This is a genomic window from Granulicella aggregans (assembly GCF_025685565.1).
Classification (GTDB): domain Bacteria; phylum Acidobacteriota; class Terriglobia; order Terriglobales; family Acidobacteriaceae; genus Edaphobacter; species Edaphobacter aggregans_B.
On sequence record NZ_JAGSYE010000005.1, the window covers coordinates 59754 to 84648 of the forward strand.

Sequence of the window (24895 nt, forward strand, 5' to 3'; positions counted from 1 at the left end):
TGCCTCATGCACATCGAGTGCCCCACCCATCGCGCTATTGTTCCTCGCGATGGGTGGGGCACTCGATCTCAGTACCCAATCGTGTGAAGATAAAACACGACACAAGAAGCCACCAGGCAGTAGATCCCGAAGAGATACCAGCGGCCTGACTCCAGCCAACTGCTGAGCCACTTCAGCGCCACCAGCCCCGCGAAGAAGGCGAAGACCGCTCCCAGCAGAGCGCTTACCAGCGTCCCGTGCAGATCGATTGGCGTCCCCGCCGCAGTCGCTTCATGCGTCGCCTTCAAAAGGCGCAGCAGCTCACGCGCAACCACCGGCGGAGTCAGCACCACGGCCAGCGCGAAGCTGAACCGCTCCGCCCGTTCCTTCGTTGCGCCAACCAGCATCCCGGCTGAGATTGTCGCGCCTGAGCGCGAGAATCCGCGGAAGGGAAGACAGAGCCCCTGCACGGCTCCAATCCATCCTGCCTGCCGCATGGTCACCGTCGCGCCGGCGCGCAGATCGGCAGAGTGATCCACGATCTCCGCCATCTTTCGCTTCTCCAACAGGCCGGCGATCAGAATAATCACGCCTGCCGCAGCCAGTGCCGGAGCTACCAGGTCAAGCCGTCCGAACAGCAACTCAATCTCTGCCTTTGGAGCGCCCTTGAACGCGGTCTTCTCGATGATTTTGATAATCACTTCGCCGATGATGCCCGTCAGAAGCGTCGCCCACACGATGCGGATCAGCACCCGCTTGAACGCGTCGGCTGTCGCGAAGTAGCTCTTCTTCCACTGATTCCAGAAGTAAGCAATCACAGCGAACATGGTACCGGTATGCAGCATCACCAGCACCAGCGTCATCTGGGGGGAGGAGGGATCGAGTCCAAGCAGCTTTTCCGCCACCACAACGTGCGCCGAACTGGAAACCGGCAGAAGTTCAGCAAGTCCCTGCACGATGGCAAGGATCACGACCTGAAAAATTGGCATGCCATATATTCTATAGCGTCACCATGAACGCACCCTTAAGGCGCCACCCCGGCCCTTGTCATCCTTCGCCGTAGGCGGAGGATCTGCTTCTCCACCGCCACAATCGTCCATCATCAGCCGGGTGCCGCTATCTGGGCGGTTTTATCACCAGATGTGGGACCCATGCCACGACATCCTCTGCTCTTCAATCCCGGTCATTGCCAAAGATCGGAATCCCCTGCGCCACCCGATACGCGATGCTGGCGGCCCGTGCCGTGTAGTCCGACTTGGGATACTCGGCCTGCATCTCCGCCGCCAGCGACTTCGTCCGTTCCGCGGCAGCGTCGGCCTTCTTCTTGTTCTCGTCCACCAAGTACATGGAGACCAGCACGCCCTGACGGTACGTAGCGTCGTAGAGTGCCTCGTCCGACTTCGGCCCGCCGGGAAACTGCTTTGCGTACTTCTCGTACAGCCCGGATTCCATCTCCGGACACTTCGGCAGCCCCTGCCAGTCCCCGCAGAGCTTGTTGTCGATCAGGTAGAAGGCGGCCATCGCGGCCCACTTCGTTCCCGGATACTGCTTCATCAGGCGCTTCATGTCGCCTTCATAGATCTGCGGCCGAAGGTACGCATCCTGCTCCTTCGCCGAGGGCAGCGAGCTTACATCCAGCTTCTCCAGCCGCCAGCGCACATCTGCCGACCGCCACGCCGCCTCGGGCGCAAGCGGAGAGTTCGGATAGTACTCCGCCACTCTTCGATAAAGTAGATGAGCCTGCACCGCCGCATCCTTCGGAGCGTGAGGCTGTTCGGCTTCGCTCTCAAGATTTGCCGCCGCACCAAACAGAATCGCGTCGCCGTTCGGTGTCGACGGCGAGACAACTCCCTTGTCCCGGATCCATCCCGAGGCCGGGGTCACGTTGTCTTCGTCCGATAGTTCCGGAACATCGCTGTCATCGGTCTTGTCGGCGATGTCGGTGTTCGCGAATACCCGCGCCCATTGTCCGTTTCGCTCGGTTACCACCACCTCATGCCCCGGCGTCACCAGAGACACCCGCTGCGAATCCGCATCCGCGTTCACGTACACAATGGCCTGGTGCAGCAGTGTTGCCTTGGCCGACCGGTCATACCCGGACTGATTGTCCTTGTTCTTCTTCTGTGCCGATGCCGCACCTATACCGGCCAATAAGATCAGTCCCGCGACGCCTGAAGTCTTCCCGATCATTCACCCCTCGCATTCGTCTCTATTAGACGCCCACTTGAAGACCGCGACAGCATTGCCGACGACTGGGCTCTCTGTCTATTGAAATTTCACATAGCTGAAAGTGGAATATCGCTGCGCACGAGTGTAGATTTGCCGCATGAAGGCTCTCGCTTCGCATCGCTCTCTTCACGTCTCTGCCCTGGCGGTAATGATCTTTGCCGCTATGCAACTGGTGATGGGATGCGGCGGGGCCGTTCCCTGTTCCTATATGAACGTCGTAACTGTTTCTCCTGCGGTTGGTAGCGCCGACCATCTCGCGGTCGCCCCAGGAGACCAGCAACAGTTCTCTGCATTCTCTCAGGAACTGCCAACGGCAAACTCATCTGGATGCGCGGTGCCGAACGTGATTGCAAAGCTCACGCCCACCTGGACTGTCTCGGACTCCACCAACGTCAAGATCAGCTCGGCCCAGGACGCCACAAATGGTCTCGCGACTTGCATTGGCACCACGAAATCCCCGGTCACCGTAACTGCTTTCGGCGTCCTCGCAGCAGGTGGAGCAACCCAAACCCTCGGGACGGCGACGCTGACCTGCAAGTAGCCAGCCCAAGACAGAATCGCCATCGTTACAGAAGCGTCATCTCGACCGGAGCCGTGCAGCCTTATCGCCTAGCGCAGCGGAGAGATCCCCGCATTTCGATTTTCAGACCTGCGCTATCTCGGCCATCAACTTACTCTTTAGTTCCGTCTCAATATTCCCCCCACTCATGATCACGACCACCCGCTCCGCTTTCGGCAGCGCGTCCGCATGAAACAGCGCAGCCGCAAGCGTAACTGCCCCGCTCGGCTCCGGCACCAACTTCGTTGACCGCAGCAGAAACCGCGTAGCCGCGAAGATCTCCTCCTCGCTCACCGTTACGATCCCGTCCACATACTTCAGCACATGCTCGAAGTTCAATTGCCCCAAGGACTGCGTTCGCAGACCATCGCCGATAGTTCGCGTCGTCTTCTCCGCAGGCCACTCCACCAGCGTCTTCGTCTCGAACGACTCCTTCGCGTCGGCCGCGAGCTCCGGCTCCGCCCCCCAGACTTTCACTCCGTGTGAGGTGAGCTTAATGGCGGTAGCTGTGCCGCTGAGCAACCCGCCACCGCTCACCGGCGAGAGCACCAGCACGTCCTCGCCCGCGGGCTTGCCAGTGGCCTCTGCAAGCTGTTCCATGATCTCCAGTCCGCACGTCCCTTGTCCGGCAATAATCCTCAGGTCGTCATAGGGAGGGATGATCGCATACCCAAACCGCTCTGCCAGCTCCTCAGCCTTGCGCTTTCGGTCAGAGCTGGCATTGCCGACCAGCACAATCTCCGCACCAAGAGCGGCTGTAGCCTCGCGCTTCACCATCGGAGCGTTGCCCGGCATCACGATCACCGCCTTCGCTCCCACCGCGCGCGCCGCATAGGCCACGCCCTGGGCATGGTTACCGCTCGAATACGTGATGAACCCGCGTTCGGCCGCGCTCGGGCCCTGCTCCACCATCGACGCGATCATGTTGTAAGCGCCGCGCAGCTTGAAGCTGCCAATCGGCTGCTCGCTCTCCGCCTTCACGTACAGTTCGAACGGCGGCGCTTCCATCCCCGCTTCAGCAAAAACCTCCGCCCCGATCCGATGCAGACCCGTCCGCACCGCAACATTCGCAATCCTTCGCCTTGCCGCCTCGAAGTCCTCAGTTGCAACCGTATTCGCCATATCGATATTCTAGGCCGCTAGCAGCATGCGTTGTAAGGAACGAGCCTCATCAAACGCTGGGGTGCATCTGCAATCGGCGGGCACATAATCGGACCGTATGGAGTCTCCAACGTACGCGTGGGGTCGTAAAAGTGAAGGTAGAACGCGAATCGCAGTGTTCCAGTCCCATAAACGCAGCGCCTCCGTCTCTGAATAAGGATCATGCCATCGAAAGAGAGAAGCGCTTCGTCCCATGGAACCTGAAAGTTGTGCGGAAACCTCTGGTCCTTGCCCTTGAGATAGATTTGCCCGATCTCTTTCATCTGTCGGAAGCTTTCGTCCGGGCGATGAACGAGCGCTTCAATCAATACAAGGTCTTTAAAATGCGCCGCAGTTAATTCATCCGAGCCTGTCACTCGCCATTGCTGTTTATAAGTCGCCTTTCGAATGAATGGCCGATACACCCCTAGTATCTCGAGCTTTGAAGGTGGTGCGTGTTCTCGTGTCAGTAAATCAAATTTGTCGATCATCGCTTCTGTTCCGCTGCTCTCATTACCTTCGCAAAGAAATCGATCAGCCGCCACTGATCCTCCGCCGTCGGCTGGCTGCTTTCGAAATCAATATGAGAGATCACCGGGCTTACCAGTGCCGCCTTGAGCGCTGCGGGCGGTAGCTCCTTCGCCAGCCATAGCGTCTCCGCCGAAGGGATGATGTTGTCCGCCTCGCCATGCAGCAGATATACCGGCACCGTCAGTCCGGCCAGCTTTCCATGCGGAGAGAGATCTTCCAACTCCTTCGTATGGCGGAGGTCCGAATTCACAAGCATCTCCTGAGTTCCATCCAGCTCGGTGTCCATCAGGTTCTTCGCTTCGACCTTCTGCGCTGCAGTCAGCGCCGCCATGGTCGAGATCTCCGCTGCCTTGTCCTCGTAAAGATGCGCCCGCAGTACCGTCTTGATCGCCGGAACATCCGCGGCGGCAACGAAGTCCTCGACATACTGATACTCCAGCACCAGCGGCCCGTACTCATGAGGCTTCAGCTCTTCGACGGACCCGTTTGGCCGAAGATCGCGTCCCGTCCGGTAGTACTCTGTTACCCGCGCCATGGAGTCCTGCGACCCCACCGCCAGCACAAACTTGAACGCCGTCTTGTACGCGGGCTCCGAAGCCGCCACCAGAGCCAATCCCCCCGAAAAGCTCAGCCCGACCACTCCCACCTGCGTGCCCGTCTGCGTCGCAAACCACTTCGCCGACTCCCCAATCGTCCGCACCGAGCTTGCATCGACGTGGTAGTCCTTGATGTCCGGCAGCTCTGGCGTCAGCACCCGTACCCCGCAGTTTGAGATTGCCTTCGCGAACGCCTCCAGCCTCGGCTCATCGATCCCAAGGTGATGGACTCCATGCAGCACCACCAACGCTGGAGCATCTTTTTTCCCAACAGGCAGATACTCCCGCGCCCGCACGACCTGTTGCTTGCCGTCGTTCGCTGGGATGGAAAAACTGATATCCGTGATCGCGATCGGAGCAGCCACCGTCGCAGCGATCGGCCCCGGAACCGGCTGTCCTCCCAGGATCTTCAGGATGGCGACCGCCTGCAGATGCGTCCGCACCCACGGCCACAGAGCTAGCGAAAACACCAGCAGGGAAGCGGTCGCCAACGCTCCAGCCCGCGTCCATTTGCGCCGATTCTGCTCCTGATGCTGCCGCATCGAACGCAGCCGCCTCAGCGAAGACCCCGGCCTGCTCAGCGCGCGGCCCAACCGCTCCAGCGGCTTGCGTCTCACCTTATGGTGTTGAAGATCTGTCCCGCTCATGGTGTCTCACGAGCATACCGCGACACTCGCAACTTTGACGTGGACACTTGCGAATCGGGCTTTAGTTGCCGTCATCCTGAGCATGGCGAAGGATCCCCGCATCTCGCTTTTCGTATGCAAGAGTACAATGCAAAAGGCACAGCCGAAGCCGTGCCTTTCTCTTCCCTCATTTTCGAAGCGTCAGATCTCCAGAATCACCGGCATAATCAGCGGTCTGCGGCTGGTGCTCTTCTGAATGAACCGCTTCAGATCGTTCCGCACCTTCTCCTTGACCACGCCGTAGTCCTGCTTCTCTTCCGCGCTTGAGCTGTTCAGCGTCTTCTGCACGATGTTCCGAGCCTCATTGATCACCTGCTCGTCATCCACCGCGAAGCCGCGCATCACCAACTCCGGCAGGCTCTCCACTTGTCCCGTTCGCTTGTTGATCGCGATAATCGGCAGCAGGATGCCGTCCTCGGAGATATGCTTGCGGTCTCGAATGACGACATCTTCCACCACTTCGATCGAGCCGCCCGAATCGATGCAAACTCGGCCGGTCGTGACCTTGCCATTCTTAACCGCAGTGTTCTTGTCGAGGTCGAGGATCTCGCCGTCTTCCAGCAGAATCACCTTCTCCACCACGCCCACCTCTGCCGCAAGCTCCGCGTGGCGCTTCAGGTGGCGATAGTCGCCGTGGACAGGGATGAAGAACTTCGGCTTGACCAGGTTGATCATCAGCCGCAGCTCTTCCTGGCTCCCGTGGCCGCTGACGTGGATCAAACCCTGTGTCCCGTCATCGTGGATCACCTTCGCGTCGCGGCGCTCCAGGTGGTCGATCATGCGGTAGATGCCCTTCTCGTTGCCCGGAATCACGCGCGAGCTCAGTAGAACGGTATCGCCCGGATCGATCTTCGCAAACTTGTGGTTGTTTACCGCCGCCCGGCTCAGCGCAGACATCGGCTCGCCCTGCGTACCCGAGATCATGATGCAGACCTTATCTGGAGCCATCTCCTTGATCTGTCCCGGATTGATGATCAATCCCTTCGGCAGATCGAGGTAGCCCAGGTCTTGCGCAATCTCGGTCGAGTTATCGAGCGACCGGCCAATGATCGCGACCTTGCGGCCGTGATTGTGCGCCAGCTCCATGGCCAGCCGAATTCTGTGGATCGACGACGAGAAGCAGCTGAAGAACAGCTTCTTCTTCGTACGCGCGAAGATCTCATCCAGCCGCGGCTTGACGGCGCGTTCGCTCGGCGTATATCCGGGTCGATCGACGTTGGTCGAGTCCTGCAGTAGCGCCAGCACGCCGTTCTTGCCCAACTCCGCAAACGCGTGCAGGTCGAACGGCTTGCCATCCGGCGACGAGAGATCGATCTTGAAGTCGCCCGTATGCAGCACCACGCCGACAGGCGTGTGAATGGCCAGAGCCACGCAGTCCACCAGCGAGTGCGTCACCCGGATCGGCATGATCGAGAACGGCCCCAGCGTGAACCGGTGTCCCGGAAGCATCTCGATCAGGTCGGCATCGTCCAGCAGGCGGTGCTCTTCAAGCTTGCCCTCGACGTAGGCCAGCGTGAACTCCGTACCGTAGACGGGAACGTTCAGCTCGGAGAGTATCCACGGCAGACCGCCAATGTGGTCCTCGTGTCCATGCGTAAGGACAATGGCCTTTACTTTAGACCGGTTCTCGACCAGGTAGCTGATGTCCGGAACAACGATGTCCACACCCAGCAGTTCTTCTTCAGGAAACATCAGGCCAGCGTCGATGACAATAATGTCGTCTTGCCAGCGGAGGGCCATGCAGTTCATGCCGAACTCACCAAGGCCCCCGAGGGGGATCATGCGTAATTTATCTTGAGCCATCAACTCTTGAGTTTAGCAGCAGTCAAGGGCAGAGGCGTGATAGCCTTCCCATTGATTTCGCGAGACTCGCAACCGTAGTGCTCGTTGGAACTAAGACTTGCCATACTTTGAGGAGCAGGCGTTGAACAAGGTCGATCGGCGTGCCTTCATCCAACTCTCCACCGGCGCAGTCCTGACAGCGGGCGCAGCCCCCCTGCTCGCGGACGAATCTTCCCCACGGATCACCAGCCAGAATGGTCTCGTCCGGGTCGCCGGCGCAAACTACACCTGGGAGTATTCCCAGCGAGCCGACACCTTCACCCTCCGCGACTCCCAGCAGCGCGTCGTTGTTCGGGCAAACCATCAACTCGCCGTCGTGGTCGCACCAGCCGCCAACCCATCCGATCGGATCACTGTCCTGGGCCAGCCCACCAGCGTTCGTGTCGAGGGCAACCGTGTCGTCATCACCTACGAGTCCGTGCACCGCGCTGCCCGCGTCTCCGTTACCTGGCGGTTCGACAAAGAGGGCATCTGGACTGAGCCGATAACCTACGACTCGCCCGATACTCACGACATTGTCAGCCTGCACTACTTCGCGGCTCATAACGACTCCCGCGTCCTCCCCGCCCTGCACGCCTCGTTCTACGTCGTCCCCGGCATCAGCGAGAGCGGAGCGATCAGCCCCATCCAGCACAACGGCGTCCATCTCGATGAGAGCTTCTGGCTGGGCCGAGGCAGCGCGCTGCCCGGCCTGTCGCAGCAGTGGGCGCTGCCTGTCCACTACTTCGCCGGATTCAGCACCCCTTACCCCGTTCCGGAGCGCGACCTCTACACCAAGGCACAATCCGACGCCTTCGCCTGCGGCCTTGCCGACCTCCCCGGTGGCGACCTCTTCCTCCAGTTCCACGAAGCAGCATGCGCTCCCTGGATCGACTACCGCAGCGACATCTGGCACCACCTCCGCACGCCTGGGAGCGTTACCCTCGGCGCGACGCTCCTCTGGACCGTCGCTCCCGGCTACTACGAGGCCATCGCCGCGTACTACGACGGGCTCATCGCAGCCGGAGTCATCAAGCCAAAGCATTCGTCACCCGCCAAAGCCGCCGTCACGCTTACACCGGAGTTCTGCACCTGGGGCCCGCAGCGCGAACGCGATAGGACCGGCCCCAAGCTCGACGAGGCCTTCCTCAACGACCTCTACGCGGACCTGAAGTCGTCGGGCATGAACGCGGGCCTCTTCTCCATCGACGACAAGTGGGAGAGCAGCTACGGCACCCTCGAGCACTCCGCCACCCGGCTTCCGCACTTCGAGCAGTTCCTCGCGCAGGTCCGCGCCGACGGCCGCAAGATCGGGATGTGGGCTGCCCTGATGCGCTGCGAGCGCCCGGAAGAACTCGGCCTCACGCTCGACCACATGCTCAAGCAGCCCGACGGCAAACCCTTCACCGCCGGCGACCCGCCCTACTACCTGCTGGACTTTACCCAGCCGCTCGTCGCGGAAGTGCTCGATAAGGCCGTCCGCAAGTTCATCCACCGCTACAGCCCCGATGTCTTCAAGTTCGACTTCGGCTACGAGCTGCCCGCGCTCAGCGTCGCCGCGCCGAAGGACATGGCTTACGCCGGTGAGCGCCTGATGAAGCGTGGCCTCGATGTCGTCATCACAGCCATGAAGCAGGAAAAGCCCGACCTGGTCGTGATGTACTACAACCTTTCGCCGCTCTTCCTTGACTACTTCGATCTGCACAGCCTCGACGACCTGGTCCTCAACTTCGGCGACTACGACGTCGAGGCCAACCGCCGCATCTTCTTTTCGAGCCTGATGGGTCGCCTCGGCGTGCCCACCTATGGCTCGACCGGCTACGACTGGGCCACCGCTCCGCACATCTGGTTCGACTCCGCCGCCGTCGGCACCATCGGATCGCTGAACGACTTTCGCGGCGATGAGCAGGGCGAAGTTGGCACGCCCGAAATCATCGCGCGCTACAACGGCATCGCCCGCATCCTGCGTCCTTCGACCACGTTCGAGATCGTCCCAATCGGTGCCATCCCCATCTCCGCCAGCCTCGGCGCTCACGCCCGTTCGTGGGCGCGGTTCGAAGGAGGCAACCTCGTCCTACTCGCCTGGCGTCCCTATGGCCCGGATGAAGAGAGCCCGCTCGCCACCAACCGGAACGACTCCCGGATCAAAGACGCCGTCCGGTCATCTGCCCCGGTCGTCGTGGCCTCACCCGACAGCTACGCCATCACGCGCAGCTCGTCGCTCGGCATCGTCTTCTATGGCGGTGATACGGTCGACATTCGCCGAACCCACGGCAGCAAGGCAGCAATCGTCAGCCACTACTTTGGCGGCGCAACCATTGCGTCCAAGGCCGCCGTTGCCGATGGCCGCCTCAAGATCAGTGTTGCGCCTCACGACGCCAACGCGCACCCGCTCGAATGGGTCGAGGTGAATATCTCCTAGACCGGATTCGAGGTAGTCACTACTTCCTCAAATTCCGTCATTCTGAGCGGAGCGAAGAATCCCCGCATTTTCTTCGAAGTGCCAAGGATCTTGACCAAGCGGAGATTTCACTCAGCGTAGCAAGTCCTCTAGCGCCAGCGACAACTCTGTCTTCTCGTCGCGATACTTCACGATCACCGGCGTGTACACGCTCAGCCCCCACTCCGCGCCGTTGCCCTTGGTGATCCCGCGCGACCCCGGCACCACCACCGCACCGGCCGGAATAATCAACGGCATCTCTGCCGTAGCCTTCAGCACCGTCCCATTCACCAGGTCGTAGACCGGTGTCCCGCGCGTCAGCACAGTACCTGCCGCCAGCACCGCCTTCGACCGCACAATCGTTCCCTCATACACGCCTGTATTTCCGCCAACCAGCACATCGTCTTCGATGATGACCGGGCTTGCGTTCACCGGCTCCAGTACGCCGCCTATCTGCGCGGCTGCCGAGAGATGCACCCGCTTGCCGATCTGCGCGCAACTGCCCACCAGCGCGTGGGAGTCCACCATCGTGCCTTCATCCACATACGCGCCCACGTTCACATACGCCGGAGGCATAACCACCACGCTCTTCGCGAGATAAGCGCCGGACCGCACGCTCGACCCACCTGGAACCACGCGCACGCCATCACCGACCGCAAACCGCCTCGCCGGATACGTCGCCTTATCGACGAAGCCTAATCCTTCCGCTCCACCCATCTCCGTCATCTGCCCCAGCCGGAATCCAAGCAGAATTCCGCGTTTCACCCAGGCATTCACCCGCCATCCGGTGGCCGAAGCCGCATCCGGCTCCGCCGACCGCAGCGTGCCTGCCTCAAGCGCTCCGCGCAACTCTAGAAAAGCCGTCATCGCCTCGTTGTTGCCAATCGCATCCGCGCCCAGCGCAAAGTACTTCTCAATCGTCAGTTCAAGTGACACAGTTCTCTCCGTTACTCGTTTGTTCTACTTCTCTATAGCGTTACGAATGCTCGGGTGCCCCATCCATCGCGCCGTTGTCTTATGCGATGGGTGGGAACGATGAAGCTCGATGTGTGGGCTTTTACTCCCTAAAACATCCGCAGATCCGCACCGCTAGGCGGAGCTTCCACCAGCAGCCCAAGCTCCCCCGCAATCCGCTCCAGCTTGCGCTGCGTTGCTGGCGACACCTTCACCATCGGCAGTCGCACCGAGTCGTCGCCGATCTTCCCCATCAGGGAAAGGATCGCCTTCACCGGCGCTGGGCTCGGTTCCATGAAGTTCGCTGCCAGCAGACGACCGTAGTGGCGATTGATACGTCGCGCGGTTGCCCAGTCATTCTCGAGGGCGGCGCCTACCATCGCCGCCATCTGCCCCGGAATCTCATTCGAGGCCACCGAGACCAGCCCGCAGCCGCCCACGGCAATCGCGGGCAACGCCATTCCATCGTCGCCCGCAAAAACGCTGAAGGCACGCGGCAGAAGATTCACCAACTCCGTGATCTGAGCGATGCTGCCGCTCGACTCCTTGATGCCGATGATGTTTTTTTCTTCAGACAGCCGCAGTACGGTGGCTGGTTCTAAGTTCGCTCCGGTCCGCGAAGGAATGTTGTACAGCAGCACCGGAAGCCCCACTGCTCGCGAAATCGCCCGGAAGTGCTGATACTGGCCCTCCTGCCCAGGCCGGTTGTAATACGGGTTCGCGGTCAGGATACCGGTCAGCCCTGGCATCTGCGCCAAGCGCTCGGCTTTCGCCACAGCTTCGCGAGTTGCGTTGCTGGTGCAGCCGGCGAAGATCGGCACCCGCCCGTCTGCCGCGCCGATCACCACTTCAATGGTCCGCAGCCACTCACCCTCGGTCAGTGTCGCGGCCTCGCCCGTTGTCCCGCATGGAACCAGAAACGAGATGCCCTCTTCAATCTGCCAGTTCACCAGCGCATGCAGCGCCGGTTCGTCCACGCTCCCATCCCTGCGAAAGGGAGTCACAAGAGCGGTGCCACAACCCATCAAATTCATAATCTCTGCAGTCTACCGCGTTTGCGGGCACAACGTGTCCTGCGCGGACGGCGGTCACTTCGGCACTTCGTGCGGTATTGGGCTTCGCGTTGTGCTCGAGTTGCTCGCAAAGTGATCTTCATCCCGACCAACGGGAGCACCACGCGAAGCGGTGGACAAGTCACGAAGTGACCGCTGCCCGCGCAGGGCGCCCGTCCGGCAGGACTAAACCCACTCGCCTGAACGCATCAGCGGCTCGCTGGTCCCATCCTTGCTCACGCCATCCACATCCATCTTCCCCGACCCAATCATCCAGTCGACATGGATGAGGCTGGAGTTCGCTCCGAGCCCCGTCAGCTCTTCCTGCGACATCTTCTCGCCGCCGATCAGGCACGTTGCATACGCCTGGCCCAGCGCGATATGGCTGGCTGCATTTTCGTCGAACAGCGTGTTCCAGAAGAGCACTCCGCTCTGGGCAATCGGAGAGGAATGCGGCACCAAGGCCACCTCGCCCAGCCGCCGCGCTCCATCGTCGGTAGAGATGAGCCGGTTCAGCACATCCTCGCCCGCTGTCGCCGTTGCCGAGACAATCTTCCCGCCTTCGAACTTGCAGGTAATGTTCTCGATCAGCGTTCCCTGGTGCGAGAGCGGCTTCGACGCCTTCACAAACCCATCCACGCGGTCCTTGTGCGGAGTCGTAAAACACTCTTCCGTAGGGATATTCGGGTTGCAGAAGATGCCGTTGCCGGCCTCGCCTCCACCACCTGCCCAAAGATGATCGTCCGCCAATCCCACGGTAAGATCGGTCGTTCCATCCTGCGACTTGAAGTGCAGGGCATGGAACCGCTTCGCATTTAGCATGTCCACACGCTTCTTCAGATTTTGCCCATGCTGCTTCCACTCCGCCACCGGATCTTCGCCGGTCACGCGCGAGGCCAGGAAGATCGCGTCCCAAAGCTTGGCCACAGCCGTATCGACGTCTTCGCCGGGGAAGACCAGCTTCGCCCACTCCGGAGTCGCGGCGGCCACAATTGACCAGTTGATCGCGTGTTTTGTAATCAACTCCATCGCCGGCTTGCCCGCCTTCGAAGCAGCAATGTTTGCCCGCGATACCTTCGCCGGGTCCTGCTTGGCGAGCAGCGCCGGATTCGCGCCGGCGATCGCCAGCCGTGCCGCTCCGCTGCGAAACGCCGCCGCCATCGAGTCCGCCATCCACTGCGCCGCATGGTCGAAGCTCGCGTCGTCCGCATACTTGTACCGAGCCAGAATCGACGGATCGTCGCTGTAGAAGCTCGTTACCAGCAGCGCACCCGCCTTATAAGCGTGCTCGGTAATCCGGCGCACCAAAGGCAGTGCCTCTAGGGGAGCCGAGATCAGCAGCTCCTGGCCCTTACCCAGGTTCAAACCAACACGGACAGCGACCTCGGCAAAGCGGTCGAGCTTCTCCTCAAAAGAAAGGGAGGCAAATGTGGCTGGGACTGGAAGTACAGCGGTAGCACTCATCCGTTAAAACTAGGCAACAGAGCGATGAAACGCAAGCTGATAAGACCGAGTGAAGAGTGTATGCGACCAACTGCGGTCTATCGACGACGGGCGGTGTTCATCCCGTCGCCGAAGTTGTTCCAGAATTGGACATCCGTTGAACGCAATCTTTAGAACTGCGTATAAACCTCGTGGAAGTCGAAGCACCCGCTGCGGGTCGAGAGCCATTCAGCCGCACGTACCGCGCCTTCGGCAAATCCGCGCCGCGAAAACGATTCATGCGTCAGAACCAAGCGGTCGGAGCCGCTGCGGGCTTCGAGCACATGAACCCCCATCACATCGCCCTCGCGCTTGGACTCAATCCGGATCTCTTCAATGTCCGAAGCCTCTTCAACGATCTCGCCCAGCGTGATCGCTGTTCCCGACGGAGCATCGAGCTTGCCTGCGTGGTGCGTCTCCGAGATGGTGTAGTTGTATTCGGCGCCCTTCAGTGCCGCTCCCATCTTCTCCGCCAGCTCCAGCATCACCTGCACGCCGATCGAGTAGTTCGTGCCGTACATCAGCCCTGCGCCCTTGCGCTCCGCCAGCCCGCGCATATCGCTCAGCTTGTCGTACCAGCCGGTTGTGCCGATTACCATCTTCGCGCCCGTCGCCAGGCATGCCCGCATGTTCTGGATCACCGCATCGGGTGTCGTAAAGTCGATCACCACGTCGAACCCGGCCACAAAAGGCGCGGTCAGCGCCGCTGCGTCCCGGTTCTCTTTCGCGTCCAGCACGTGCACCCCATGCCCGCGTTCATGCGCCACATCCGCTACCAGCTTGCCTGTCTTCCCATGCCCAAGGATCAAAATCCGCATTGCGCTTAAGTCTCCTGCGTCAAGCCTATATCGGGACGACCGCGCTCCGCGCTGCAACGTCGAACACTGTCTCATCGACTGTGGTGAAGAAAACCTGATGAAGCGATTTGATCGCCTCCTCAACATCTTCTTCGTCGATCATGAAGCTCATGTTGATCTCGCTCGCGCCCTGCGAGATCATCCTGACATTTACGTGGCTCACTGCGGAGAAGACCCGGCCCGCGATGCCGTTGTGGCCGCGAATGTCCTCGCCTACCATGCAGATCAGCGCCTTGTTGCCTTCAAGCTTCACGTCGGCGATCTTTGACAGCTCCGCGCAGATCTCCGGCAGCCGCTGGTTCGAATCGACCGTCAGAGAGATACTCACTTCGCTGGTCGAGACCATGTCGATCGCGCACTGATACTTGTCGAAGACATCGAAGACGGCCTTCAGATAGCCGTGCGACATCAGCATCCGGCTTGCCACCACGTCGATGATCGTCAGCCGCTTCTTGGCCGCGATGCTCTTGAACGGACTCGCGCAGGGCGGCGCCATCGCCGTAATCTTGGTGCCTTCGTTCTCCGCGTTGCGGGAGTTCAGCACCCACACCGGAATGCTCTTCTGCACGGCAGGAAGGATGGTCGCCGGATGCAGCACCTTCGCCCCAAAGTAGGCGAGCTCCGCTGCCTCTTCAAAGCTGATCGTCTTTACGCGCAGCGCATCCGGGCAGATGCGCGGATCGGTCGTCATGATGCCGTTCACGTCTGTCCAGATCTCAATCGCGCCGGCATGAAGGCCGCCACCGACGAGCGCAGCCGTGTAGTCGCTGCCGCCGCGGCCAAGCGTGGTCGTGATGCCTTGCTCGTTCGAGCCGATAAAGCCGCCCATCACCGGCGTCTTCCCAGCCTCGAGCAGCGGTAGAACAAGCTCCGCCAACTTCGCTTCAATCGCGTCTTCCTGCGGCACGGCCTTGCCGTACGTGCTGTCGGTGATGATGCAGGTTCGCGCGTCTACGTGAGCGCCATTCAAGCCATGCTGGTCGAAGGCCTCGGCCACAATGCGGCTCGAAAGGCGTTCGCCAAAGCTGACGACAAGGTCAGCCGTCCGTGGGGTCAACTCACCCACTGCAGCAATTCCGCGAAGCAAGTCATCGAGAGCATCGAACTCGCCTTCAATCGCTGGCCGCAGCTTTACGAAGCGGTCACCCTGCAGCAGCTGCGCTGCTGTATCAAGATGGCGTGTCCGCAGCCGCTCGCTGATGGCCAACGCTCCCACGCGATCGCCTCGTCCCGCAGCTGCGCCGCTCGCGATCATGAGGTCGGTGACCTTTGCCATCGCGGAGACAACTACTGCCGCCTGCAGACCTTTCTTTCGTCTGCCTTCGACGATCGCAGCAGTCCGTCGCATCGCCGTAGCATCTTCGACCGACGTACCACCGAACTTCATCACGACAACATGTTCGCGCGCTGTGCTCATACGAGCACCGCCACGGGCACCGCAGGCTTCACCGGCTTCAGCTTGCCCAGCCGCGCCAGCACCTCGGCGTTCAAAACAGCCGCTCCAGCCGCTCCGCGAATCGTATTGTGCGAGAGCACTACGAACTTCCAGTCGAGCAACGGGCACTCGCGCAGCCGACCCACCGTCGCCGCCATGCCGCCACCGCGCATGCGGTCGAGCCGTGGCTGCGGCCGGTCGGGAGCGTCTTCAAATTGAACTGGATTATCAGGAGCCGTCGGCAGATGCTGACCGTGCAGCGGATCAAACTCCGCCCACGCGGCAAGAATCTCCTCGCGCGTGGCCTTCTTCTTGAACTTGATGCTGACGCACTCAGTATGGCCATCTTCTACCGCCACGCGGTTGCAGTGCGCGCTCACCTTCGTGTCCAGCATCTCAAAGGCACCGCCACGAATAGTACCTAGCAGCTTCGCGACCTCTTCCTGGAGCTTCTCCTCTTCGTTCTTGATGAAGGGAATCACATTGCCAAGGATGTCCAGCGAAGGCACGCCGGGATATCCGGCTCCGCTCACCGCCTGCATCGTGCTCACAAAGATGCTCTCAATGCCGAACTTCGTCTCCAGCGGCTTTAGCGCCAGCACGAGGCCAATGGCCGAGCAGTTCGGGTTGGTCACAATGTACCCGCCCGACTCCTTGCGCCAGCTCTGCTGCTCGATCATGTCGAGATGGTCGCCGTTCACCTCAGGCACCACGAGAGGCACATCCGCAGCCATCCGGAAAGCGCTCGAGTTAGAGATTACAGCGCAGCCCGATGCGGCAAACTTCGGCTCCAGCTCTTTGGCGATGTCCGAATCGAGCGCCGCAAAGATAATATGCGGCAGCTCTCCGGTCGCGCCTTCAGGCACATTCGGCTGAACAATCATCTCCGCAATGTGTTTTGGCAGCGGCGTGTCGAGCTTCCACTTGCACGCATCGCCATACGTCTTGCCCTGGCTGCGATCGCTCGCGGCGAGCCACGTGATGTTGAACCACGGATGATTGTGTAGCAGTTGGATGAATCTCTGGCCGACCATCCCGGTCGCGCCTAAAATACCGACATTTCTACGTTCCATGATCCTTCAAGGATAGCGCGGCAAGCCGCGACGCGCCATCCTCGTACCACCTTAGGATCACTGCAACATAAACATTCTGTCCCGGCTTGAAGCGAGTGGATCCGAGAAGGGTGCTAGATATCGTCCGTCCGTCGGCCCCGCCGCACATACGTCCGACCGCCAGTTCCGCCCCACACGCACAGCGCCACCACGAGATGAATCAGGAACCACATGCTGATGCCTTCATCCCGATAGATCAGCACGAGGATCAGAACCCGAGGCAGCAACAGTGCCATGATCGGCGAGATGATATTGTCCAGATGAAACCGCACCAGGTCGTGATCGAACCACGCAATGATCAGCGCAATGCGGGGTAGAAACAGCGCGAACACCAGGAACCACAACGGGAGAGCGTGAACAGCGAGGGACTGTAGGGTCATACGGTCGGACATGAGCGGCGTGCCTTTCGAACTACAAACTGCGGGGAGCTAGATCATGCGATGACCCTAGCCGCAAATTCGTTGTACCCTGCCATCAAGGTTCGGGTGCCCCAGCCATCGCGCTTTTGTCTTTCGCGATGGCTGGGAAAGTAAACCGTCCCTCAGCCGCTTCTTACTTCGCTGCAAACGTAAACTTCGCGTCCGCCGTCCCTAGCGCCTTTACCGTCACCTTGATCGTCTGCTCGCCCAGCTTCTCATGCACCGCTGCCAGCGTGTAATCCCCGGCCGGCAGGCCCTTCAGTGAGAACTTCCCGTCCGCATCCGTCACGGCATAGAACGGCGTCTCGCTGACGTTGATGAACGCATTCATCCACGGATGGTTGTTGCAGCGCACCGGGATCATCGTCTCGACCTGGTTGAACTGCTTGGTCTGCGACTCTCCCTTGGGCGACTGCGAGATGTCGATCGACGAGCTTCCCGGAGCCGTGGGCATGGTGTGGATGTTGTGCATGGTGATGTCGGAGTTACGGAACTCCACCGACCCGCCCTTGCGCAGCGCGATCACATGGGGCGTATACCGGCATCCCTTCTGGTCCATTACCACGGCCGGCCCGAAGGAGGGAGGCATGGTGAACGCGCCCTTTGGGCCGTCCTTGACGTAGATGAATACGTTGGCCAGGTCTCCATTATGCACCGCGTACTGCTCGGACATATTGCTGTCGCCGCCTGGACTCATACCGCACGCCGGATCCATGGTCATGTCGATCTTCACGGATGCAGGAGCCTTGCCCGTCAGCTTCACCACGCCGTCAACCGAGCCCAACGTTGCAATATCCGGAGCCACTGATTGATCGGCCGCGGGGTATGCCTGCATCTCAATCGTACTAGCAGGGGTGTCCGCAGGCTTCGACTTGCATCCCGCAACTCCTAGAGCAACCACAACCGCCGCTACAAAGATCCCGCCATGCTTCATCCGCATCTCTACTCCCTATCCCCTACACCCTGCTTCTAAAGCGCTGCCACAACCGCATCCGCAAAGGCCTTTGTCCCACTCGTTCCGCCGACATCTTTCGTGAGCGTATTGCCCTCTGCGTAGACGTTCTCGAGCGCCTTCTGTACCAGGTCCGCGGTTTCGGCCTCGTCGATATGGCGCAGCATCAGGATCGCCGATTGGAGCAGTGCTGTCGGGTTCGCCATGTCCTTGCCCGCGATGTCGGGCGCAGAGCCATGCACCGCTTCGAAGATCGCGCAGTCCACCCCCAGGTTCGCTCCCGGAACCAGACCAAGCCCGCCCACAAACGCCGAGCAGAGATCGGAGAGGATATCGCCGTACAGATTCTCCGTAAGAATGACGTCGTACTGATACGGATTCATTACCAGCTGCATGCAGGTGTTGTCGACGATGTGCTCCGCGTAAGTGATCTCGGGGAATCCCGCCGCAACCTTGCGCGCGCAATCGAGGAACAGACCATCGGTCACCTTCATGATGTTCGCCTTATGGATAGCGTGGATCTTCTTCCGGCCAAACTTTCGCGCATACTCAAACGCAAACTTCGAGATCCGCGTCGATCCCTTTTCTGTGATGATCTTCAAGGACTGCGCCACTCCGGGCACAATCATCAGCTCAAGTCCGGCGTACAAATCTTCCGTATTCTCGCGGACGATGATCAGGTCCACGCCCGGATAGTTCGTCTTCAGGCCGGGCAGATTCTTGATCGGACGGAAGTTTGAATACAGGTCAAACTTCTTACGCAGCGTCACATTGATCGACGCGAACCCGCCGCCAATCGGCGTCGTCACGGGTCCCTTCAGCGCGACCTTGTTCTGCTCGATCGACTCGTAGAGCGCCTTCGGGATGTACTCGCCGGTCTTCGCGAACGCATCGGCCCCGGCATCGTAGGTGTGCCAGTCGAAGCTCACGCCGGTAGCTGCGCCAGCCGTCTCCAGAATCTTCACCACCGCGCCCGAAACCTCCGGTCCAATACCGTCGCCCGGGATCAACGTAATCTTGTGCGTCCGCTTCGTTTCCGTTGCCATTTCCTCACTCACCTCGTTCTCAGAAAATCCCAAAACCACCGAAGATACGTCATCTCGACCGGAGCGCAGCGGAGTGGAGAGACCCCCGCATTTCTCCGCCACCAACGCGCAGACCCCAAACGTCTACTTCCGCTTCCGCGAGTCCCCGCCCAGCAACTGCTCCAGCTCCGCCTTGAACTCACGCACGTCCTTGAAATCCCGATACACGCTGGCAAACCGAATGTAAGCCACGGTATCGATCTCCTTCAACTGCGCCATAATCAGTTCGCCTACCTCGCTCGTAGACCGCTCGCGCTCCGGCGAATCGACGACAAACGCCTCGGTCGAATCGACGATCTGCTCCAGCTTGATCGCCGCAACTGGACGTTTCTCGCACGCGTGCAGCAGACCGCTCAGGACCTTCTGGCGGTCGAACTTCTCCCGCCGCCCGTCCTTCTTCACCACCATGTAGGGAATTTCATCGATGCGTTCATACGTCGTGAAACGCTTGTTGCACCCTTCACACTCACGCCGCCGGCGGATCGAATCCGCCTCTTTACTCTCGCGTGAGTCCACGACCCGGTCTTGCGCAAATCCACAGTAAGGACATCTCATAGCCAAAGCCGATTCTAGCAGCGCTGCTCAATCAAGCTCTTCGAATGCCCCAATCCGGGTCTCGGAGATCGTCAGCTTATCCAGCTGAGCATCAAGCTCCGCGTACTCGGCAGCGAAGATTTGTCTGAAATTCTTGTAGCTCGCAACATCCTTCCATCGGTCGATGGTCAGGAACTTATTCTGGGCCTGGTCCGAACGCAGCAGCACCGTCCCGAGAAATCCTTCTGCCCGTTCGAACAGCTTCACCCAACTGCCCTGTGGCCCATACGCCGCCTGGAACTCCTCGACCGACTCCTCGCGGACAATGAACTCCCACACAATCTGCATGACGCACCCGGAAGATCAGCTTACATTGCTCTCCGCCGCGGCTCCGCTCTCGTTCGCCACTTTTTTCAGACTCACTCGTTCCACCTGCGCCAGCACCAGACCCGTCGGCAGGATGCTCAACGAAAGCACAGCCAGCAATACCGCTCCACACGCCGTCGCCGACTCGACTGAAACTCCGTAGAAGGTCCGCATCGCCGCTGCCGTCACCGCAATCTGCGTAAACCAGCCTACGATCGGCAACTGCAGCAGCGACCCCCCGATGCTCGCTCCCATCAGCAGCATCGTCTGGGGGTAGCTGATCGTAGCCAGCCCCGGAGTGTCCACGAACCCATGCAGCGTCTCCACGTAAGCCAGCCCAATTCCTGCCCACATCACCAGCGAGATCACCGTGACCACAGCAAACTCGCCAAACGAAGACAGCGCATTCAGACCATTGCGAAACTCGAGGATCTTGTCGCTGAGGCTCTCTGCAGCGCCCTTCGAGACACGTCCCAGCACACCCCGCGCGAACGCTGCGACTGCCCCGCCGGCCAACCGCACCACCAGCGCGAAGACGGCCAGCACCAGCGTCCCCGCCAGACTAAACAGCCCCGTCCGGACGAAGACCTCATGGTGCGGCATGTCTTTCGGAGTGAACGCCAACGCGGCGGAAAAGATCATCGCGGCTGAGCCCAGGTCGAACATTCGTTCGATCGTATACACCGCAATCTGCGAGCTCAGCGAAAGCTCCACCTTCTTTGCAATCAGGTAGGGACGCGTCAGATCAGCCAGCCGCCCAAACAACCCCACCGCCGTGAAGCCGATGAATTGCGAGGCGACGGTTGCGAACAGTCCGATATGCTTTGTGGGCCTGACGAGCACCGCCCACCGCGCCGACCGCATCCAGTACGTCGCGTAGACCAGCGCCACTCCGGCCGTAATTGGCCGCCAATCCACATGCTTCAACCCCGACCAGAAAGCCGCCCAATCGAAGTGGATTCTTCCCCGGAAGATCAGCACCACCAGCACCAAAACAATCAGCGCCGCAAACCACGAGATCCCACTGCGATTCTTCATTCCATCCCCAGGCTTAATTAGCCGTCGCTCTCCGCGCCTCGGCTCTTGTCGTTTTAGGGCTATCGTCCCTATCGAAGTCCTGCTACCTGAGATGCGGCCGCTCGCGCAGCCAGCTTCCTGCGATTGAACTCGCCAATCACCCGAGCCACGTACGCGCGCGTCTCACGATACGGCGGAACTCCGTGGTACTTGTCCACCGCCCCCGGCCCAGCGTTATAAGCGGCCAACGCCAGCGTCGCATCATCGTGATATCGCACCAGCAGCCGGTCCAGATACGCCGTGCCACCCGCAATATTCTGCTCCGGACGGAACGCGTCATCCACGCCCATCGCGCTCGCCGTTCCCGGCATCAACTGCATCAACCCGCGCGCGCCCGTCCGCGAAACTGCGTAGGTCTTTCCGCCGCTTTCCGCCTTCACGACTGCGGCCAGCAGGTCCTCGTCGATATTGTGCTGACTGCCCGCGCTCGCCAGCATTGTGTGCATCTCGGCCTTCGTTGGCTCAGCGGAAGCCTTACTGGTTTGCTTCACTCCAGACTTGCTGACCGGCTCTGCCGCAAATACGGGATCGGGAATCGTCTCAGATCGAACTACCGCATCCGAAGCGACGTCGATGTAGCTCGAATCCGCCGCGATAGCAACCGCCGAGGTCGGCATCAGGAACAGCCTCATGCGACCGCCCGCGACGATCTCGCGCCGCGCGCAGTCCATCTCGAAGCCGTTCCGCAGCGTTACATGCTCCGCCGCCCTAGCTACGCAGGGCAGGGAAGTCGCCGCTACCATCACGGCCAAACCCATCTTTGTCGCGGAGAACTTCACGCTCACAGGCTACCACTCAGGGCCCGCGCATCGTACTCATCTTCCGTCCTCTGCAACGAAAGTACCTCGTCGATCGCGTCGGCCACCCCGTCCTCCAGATGATGTCCACCGATCGCCCATCCCCGCGCCCGCGCCATCTCCTTCAGGTCCTGCGGAGCGTTCCCCATCAGCACCGGCCAGCCCGCGATCTCCAGCATCGAGAGATCGTTCCAGTTGTCCCCAATCGCCATCATCTCGTCAGCTTCAATGCCCATCGAGGCCGCCAGCCGCAGCAGCGCGACGCCCTTCGAGCACCCCGCCGGCAAGATATCCAGCAGGCTCAGGTCGCGGTCAGGATACTCGGTACGGCTTAGCGTCACTTTCGCATCTGCGCGCAACTCCGGTGAGGAGACCTCCGCCATAAACACGCTCGGATCTTCAAGCAGACGGGCCTCGGCCCGCCGCATCCGCTCGATCCGTCCGCACACCATCATCTGGATCGGAGCATTGCCCTTCTCACCCTCGCGCTGGAGCACATTCTCGATTGGAACCGCCTGCTCGATGTAAGCGGAGTTCGCCTCCATCCACTTGCCGATGCTGCCGTGCAGGTCTTCCAACTCCTCGACGACCAGCGCGCCGCGCGCATCCTCGCCATCCGGCTGCACCATGTCGAAGGTCACCACTAGCGCATTCCGAAACTCATCTAGTTGTTTGCACAGCCACAGCGAAGTCTCGAGCGGCAGGAACGTCCGGTCGATCAGCCTCGCTCCCACAGTTCGCGTCACCGCTCCGTTCGAACTCACAAGCGCCTGCTCGCCATGCAGATCGAGGCTGCGCAGTACCTTCATGGCATAGGAGTGACGCCGCCCGGTCGCGATCACCACATTGATCCCGGCCTCGTTCGCCGCCTGCAACGCTGCCCTGTTCCGGGGGCTCACCTTGCCCTCGGCACCCAGCAGCGTGCCGTCTACATCGATCGCGATCATTCGCGGTAACTTTTGCTCACTCACCTCTAAATTGTCTCATCCGGAGCGGATACATATTCATAAGCGACGCATAATCATGCATTTACCGGATGTTAACTCGACATTCACACAGGTCCGGGCGATCCTAGAGGCAGGCTTCACAAAGGCTAGCTTATGTTTCACAAAAACGTTGCAAACTCCTTACGGAGTCAATCTTCATCTCCTCTTGGTCCACAACCGTCTTCTGAAGTTGCTGCATCGACCGGGCCGCGTCTGGTCCTGCTCCCCGCAGGCGGCGACGGAACCCCGCAGAAGACCTCCTCCGCGCTCATCGACTTCATCGCCATCTCCTCGCATCGCTGCTCGGCGTTCTTTGCCGAGGCGGCTGTGCTCGTCCTCGTGCTGGCCCTGCTCGACAGGTTCATGCTCAAGGGCCGCATGGAGATCGGCTGGGTGGTTAGCGCCTTCACCATCAGCCTCATCCTTCTCTCCGCCAGCATCGCGACCGAGTTCACCGCGCGCCGCTGGCTCAAAGCCCATTAGCAGTTGCTCTGAAGTGACGCGCTAGCGATCTTCCGGACCGCCGCCCCGTTGCGCCCTAAAAAATTGCGTTATTTCTGCCCAATCGAGCCAATTGATAGCTCGAAGGCCCAGGTGCGGCTTACGGACCGGTTTGGGAACGCTTCCTGTCGAGGCGAAGCGGCGCAATATTTTTACAATTCGGCCACGCCGTGAATGCCATCTTGCGTTCTAATCATCTACAACGAAATCAAGGAGAAGATATGCAACTTGCAATGGTAGGGCTCGGCAGAATGGGCGCGAACATGGTCAAACGTCTCGCGAAGAACGGCCACGAGTGCGTCGTGTTCGACAGAAGTGCGGAGACGGTCGCGAATCTCGCGAAGGAAGACGGCGTCACCGGTGCCTCGTCGATGGAGGACCTGATCGGCAAGCTGGCCAAGCCACGCGCTATCTGGCTGATGATTCCTGCCGGCGTCGTCGAGCAGACCATCGAAGAGATCGCCCCGCACCTCGAACCCGGCGACATCCTCATCGATGGCGGCAACTCCTATTACATTGACGATATTGCGCGCGCGAAGATGCTCGCCGAGAAGGGCATCGAGTACGTCGACGTTGGCACCAGCGGCGGCGTCTGGGGCCTCGAGCGCGGTTATTGCATGATGATCGGCGGCAGCAAAGCGATCGTCGAGCACCTCGACCCTATCTTCAAGACCATCGCCCCCGGCCCTGGCACCATCGACCGCACCCCCGGCCGCCCGACCGGCGTCGGCACCGCTGAGGATGGCTATCTCTACTGCGGCCCCAACGGCGCGGGCCACTTCACCAAGATGGTGCACAATGGTATCGAGTACGGCATGATGGCCGCTTATGCGGAAGGCCTTGCCGTGCTGAAGGCCGCAAACATAGGAAAGCACGTCCACGAGGTTGATGCCGAGACCACGCCCTTGCGCGATCCGGAGCACTATCAGTACGAGTTCGATCTCCCCGAGATCACCGAAGTCTGGCGTCGCGGCAGCGTCATCGCTTCGTGGCTCCTCGATCTCACCGCGACCGCTCTCATCGACGACCCGGAGATGTCGAAGTTCGGCGGCCGCGTCTCCGACTCCGGCGAAGGCCGTTGGACGATCAAGGCCGCAATCGACGAAGGCGTACCTACCCCGGTTCTCACCGCATCTCTCTATGAGCGCTTCAGCTCGCGGGGCAACTCCTTGTTCTCCGATAAGCTGCTCTCGGCGATGCGTTTTCAGTTCGGCGGACACCACGAAGTACCCGCAGCGAAGTAGCGCGTCCAATACGTTGTGCTGTGGGCTTTGAACGATGAATCCCAGCCAACGATGACCTCTC

24 protein-coding genes are annotated in these 24895 nt (G+C 60.5%); 4 read left to right on the top strand and 20 right to left on the bottom strand.

Annotation, left to right across the window (positions count from 1 at the left end; translation table 11 throughout):
- Positions 1–68: 68 nt before the first annotated feature.
- Both OHL18_RS20865 and OHL18_RS20870 read right to left on the bottom strand, forming a co-directional pair.
- Complete coding sequence (locus tag OHL18_RS20865) at positions 69–968, bottom strand: undecaprenyl-diphosphate phosphatase (protein WP_263376814.1); 900 nt, start codon at positions 966–968, stop codon at positions 69–71.
- Positions 969–1152: 184 nt separating this feature from the next.
- Positions 1153–2169 carry an outer membrane protein assembly factor BamD gene (locus OHL18_RS20870; RefSeq protein ID WP_263376815.1) on the bottom strand — a complete coding sequence of 339 codons (1017 nt, stop codon included), beginning with the start codon at positions 2167–2169 and terminating at the stop codon, positions 1153–1155.
- Between the two features lie 136 nt (positions 2170–2305).
- Between OHL18_RS20870 and OHL18_RS20875 the strand changes: the two genes are divergently transcribed.
- A complete protein-coding gene (locus OHL18_RS20875; protein ID WP_263376816.1) occupies positions 2306–2749 on the top strand; it encodes a hypothetical protein in 444 nt (147 codons plus the stop codon).
- A 102-nt stretch (positions 2750–2851) separates the two neighbouring features.
- On the opposite strand, the gene OHL18_RS20880 is transcribed toward OHL18_RS20875, so the two are convergent.
- The 4 genes from OHL18_RS20880 to OHL18_RS20895 all read right to left on the bottom strand — a co-directional run bounded on the left by OHL18_RS20880 (position 2852) and on the right by OHL18_RS20895 (position 7523).
- Positions 2852–3889 (bottom strand): threonine ammonia-lyase, encoded by a 1038-nt coding sequence (locus OHL18_RS20880; protein WP_263376817.1) that lies wholly within the window; start codon positions 3887–3889, stop codon positions 2852–2854.
- A gap of 17 nt (positions 3890–3906) precedes the next feature.
- Positions 3907–4398, bottom strand: a complete 492-nt coding sequence (locus OHL18_RS20885) for a hypothetical protein (protein WP_263376818.1) — start codon at positions 4396–4398, stop codon at positions 3907–3909.
- Complete coding sequence (locus OHL18_RS20890; protein ID WP_263376819.1) at positions 4395–5681, bottom strand: alpha/beta hydrolase family protein; 1287 nt, start codon at positions 5679–5681, stop codon at positions 4395–4397. Before OHL18_RS20890 ends, OHL18_RS20885 begins: the two co-directional genes overlap by 4 nt.
- 180 nt (positions 5682–5861) lie before the next feature.
- The gene (locus OHL18_RS20895; RefSeq protein WP_263376820.1) at positions 5862–7523 is read right to left on the bottom strand and encodes a ribonuclease J; all 1662 of its coding nucleotides are present in this window, start codon (positions 7521–7523) and stop codon (positions 5862–5864) included.
- Positions 7524–7620: 97 nt separating this feature from the next.
- On the opposite strand from OHL18_RS20895, the gene OHL18_RS20900 reads away from it, so the two are divergent.
- Positions 7621–9963, top strand: coding sequence for an alpha-amylase family protein (locus tag OHL18_RS20900; protein WP_263376821.1), 2343 nt, complete (start codon positions 7621–7623; stop codon positions 9961–9963).
- Between the two features lie 111 nt (positions 9964–10074).
- On the opposite strand, the gene OHL18_RS20905 is transcribed toward OHL18_RS20900, so the two are convergent.
- From OHL18_RS20905 to OHL18_RS20970, 14 genes are all read right to left on the bottom strand, one after another.
- Positions 10075–10917 carry a 2,3,4,5-tetrahydropyridine-2,6-dicarboxylate N-succinyltransferase gene (locus OHL18_RS20905; protein WP_263376822.1) on the bottom strand — a complete coding sequence of 281 codons (843 nt, stop codon included), beginning with the start codon at positions 10915–10917 and terminating at the stop codon, positions 10075–10077.
- A 128-nt stretch (positions 10918–11045) separates the two neighbouring features.
- Entirely contained in the window at positions 11046–11969 is a 924-nt protein-coding gene (dapA, locus tag OHL18_RS20910) for a 4-hydroxy-tetrahydrodipicolinate synthase (RefSeq protein ID WP_263376823.1), read from the bottom strand.
- Between the two features lie 204 nt (positions 11970–12173).
- The gene (locus OHL18_RS20915; RefSeq protein WP_263376824.1) at positions 12174–13451 is read right to left on the bottom strand and encodes an aminopeptidase; all 1278 of its coding nucleotides are present in this window, start codon (positions 13449–13451) and stop codon (positions 12174–12176) included.
- Positions 13452–13600: 149 nt separating this feature from the next.
- Positions 13601–14287 (bottom strand): 4-hydroxy-tetrahydrodipicolinate reductase, encoded by a 687-nt coding sequence (gene dapB, locus OHL18_RS20920; RefSeq protein ID WP_263376825.1) that lies wholly within the window; start codon positions 14285–14287, stop codon positions 13601–13603.
- Positions 14288–14312: 25 nt separating this feature from the next.
- A complete protein-coding gene (lysC, locus tag OHL18_RS20925; RefSeq protein WP_263376826.1) occupies positions 14313–15743 on the bottom strand; it encodes a lysine-sensitive aspartokinase 3 in 1431 nt (476 codons plus the stop codon).
- The gene (gene asd / locus OHL18_RS20930) at positions 15740–16834 is read right to left on the bottom strand and encodes an aspartate-semialdehyde dehydrogenase (RefSeq protein WP_263376827.1); all 1095 of its coding nucleotides are present in this window, start codon (positions 16832–16834) and stop codon (positions 15740–15742) included. Before asd ends, lysC begins: the two co-directional genes overlap by 4 nt.
- A gap of 113 nt (positions 16835–16947) precedes the next feature.
- Positions 16948–17265, bottom strand: coding sequence for a hypothetical protein (locus tag OHL18_RS20935; protein WP_263376828.1), 318 nt, complete (start codon positions 17263–17265; stop codon positions 16948–16950).
- Between the two features lie 160 nt (positions 17266–17425).
- On the bottom strand, positions 17426–18232 hold the full coding sequence (locus OHL18_RS20940; protein WP_263376829.1) for a beta-sandwich domain-containing protein: 807 nt from the start codon (positions 18230–18232) through the stop codon (positions 17426–17428).
- A gap of 29 nt (positions 18233–18261) precedes the next feature.
- The gene (locus OHL18_RS20945; protein WP_263376830.1) at positions 18262–19290 is read right to left on the bottom strand and encodes an isocitrate/isopropylmalate dehydrogenase family protein; all 1029 of its coding nucleotides are present in this window, start codon (positions 19288–19290) and stop codon (positions 18262–18264) included.
- Between the two features lie 123 nt (positions 19291–19413).
- Positions 19414–19884, bottom strand: a complete 471-nt coding sequence (nrdR, locus tag OHL18_RS20950; RefSeq protein WP_263376831.1) for a transcriptional regulator NrdR — start codon at positions 19882–19884, stop codon at positions 19414–19416.
- Positions 19885–19911: 27 nt separating this feature from the next.
- Positions 19912–20211: an antibiotic biosynthesis monooxygenase family protein gene (locus OHL18_RS20955; protein ID WP_263376832.1), complete on the bottom strand. Its 300-nt coding sequence runs from the start codon at positions 20209–20211 to the stop codon at positions 19912–19914.
- A gap of 15 nt (positions 20212–20226) precedes the next feature.
- Entirely contained in the window at positions 20227–21267 is a 1041-nt protein-coding gene (locus OHL18_RS20960; RefSeq protein ID WP_263376833.1) for a lysylphosphatidylglycerol synthase transmembrane domain-containing protein, read from the bottom strand.
- A gap of 68 nt (positions 21268–21335) precedes the next feature.
- On the bottom strand, positions 21336–22091 hold the full coding sequence (locus OHL18_RS20965; protein WP_263376834.1) for a lytic transglycosylase domain-containing protein: 756 nt from the start codon (positions 22089–22091) through the stop codon (positions 21336–21338).
- The gene (locus OHL18_RS20970; RefSeq protein WP_263376835.1) at positions 22088–23074 is read right to left on the bottom strand and encodes a Cof-type HAD-IIB family hydrolase; all 987 of its coding nucleotides are present in this window, start codon (positions 23072–23074) and stop codon (positions 22088–22090) included. The genes OHL18_RS20965 and OHL18_RS20970 overlap by 4 nt, the downstream gene beginning before the upstream one ends.
- 129 nt (positions 23075–23203) lie before the next feature.
- On the opposite strand from OHL18_RS20970, the gene OHL18_RS20975 reads away from it, so the two are divergent.
- Positions 23204–23572, top strand: coding sequence for a hypothetical protein (locus tag OHL18_RS20975; protein WP_263376836.1), 369 nt, complete (start codon positions 23204–23206; stop codon positions 23570–23572).
- A gap of 239 nt (positions 23573–23811) precedes the next feature.
- Entirely contained in the window at positions 23812–24834 is a 1023-nt protein-coding gene (gnd, locus tag OHL18_RS20980; protein ID WP_263376837.1) for a phosphogluconate dehydrogenase (NAD(+)-dependent, decarboxylating), read from the top strand.
- Positions 24835–24895: the final 61 nt, after the last annotated feature.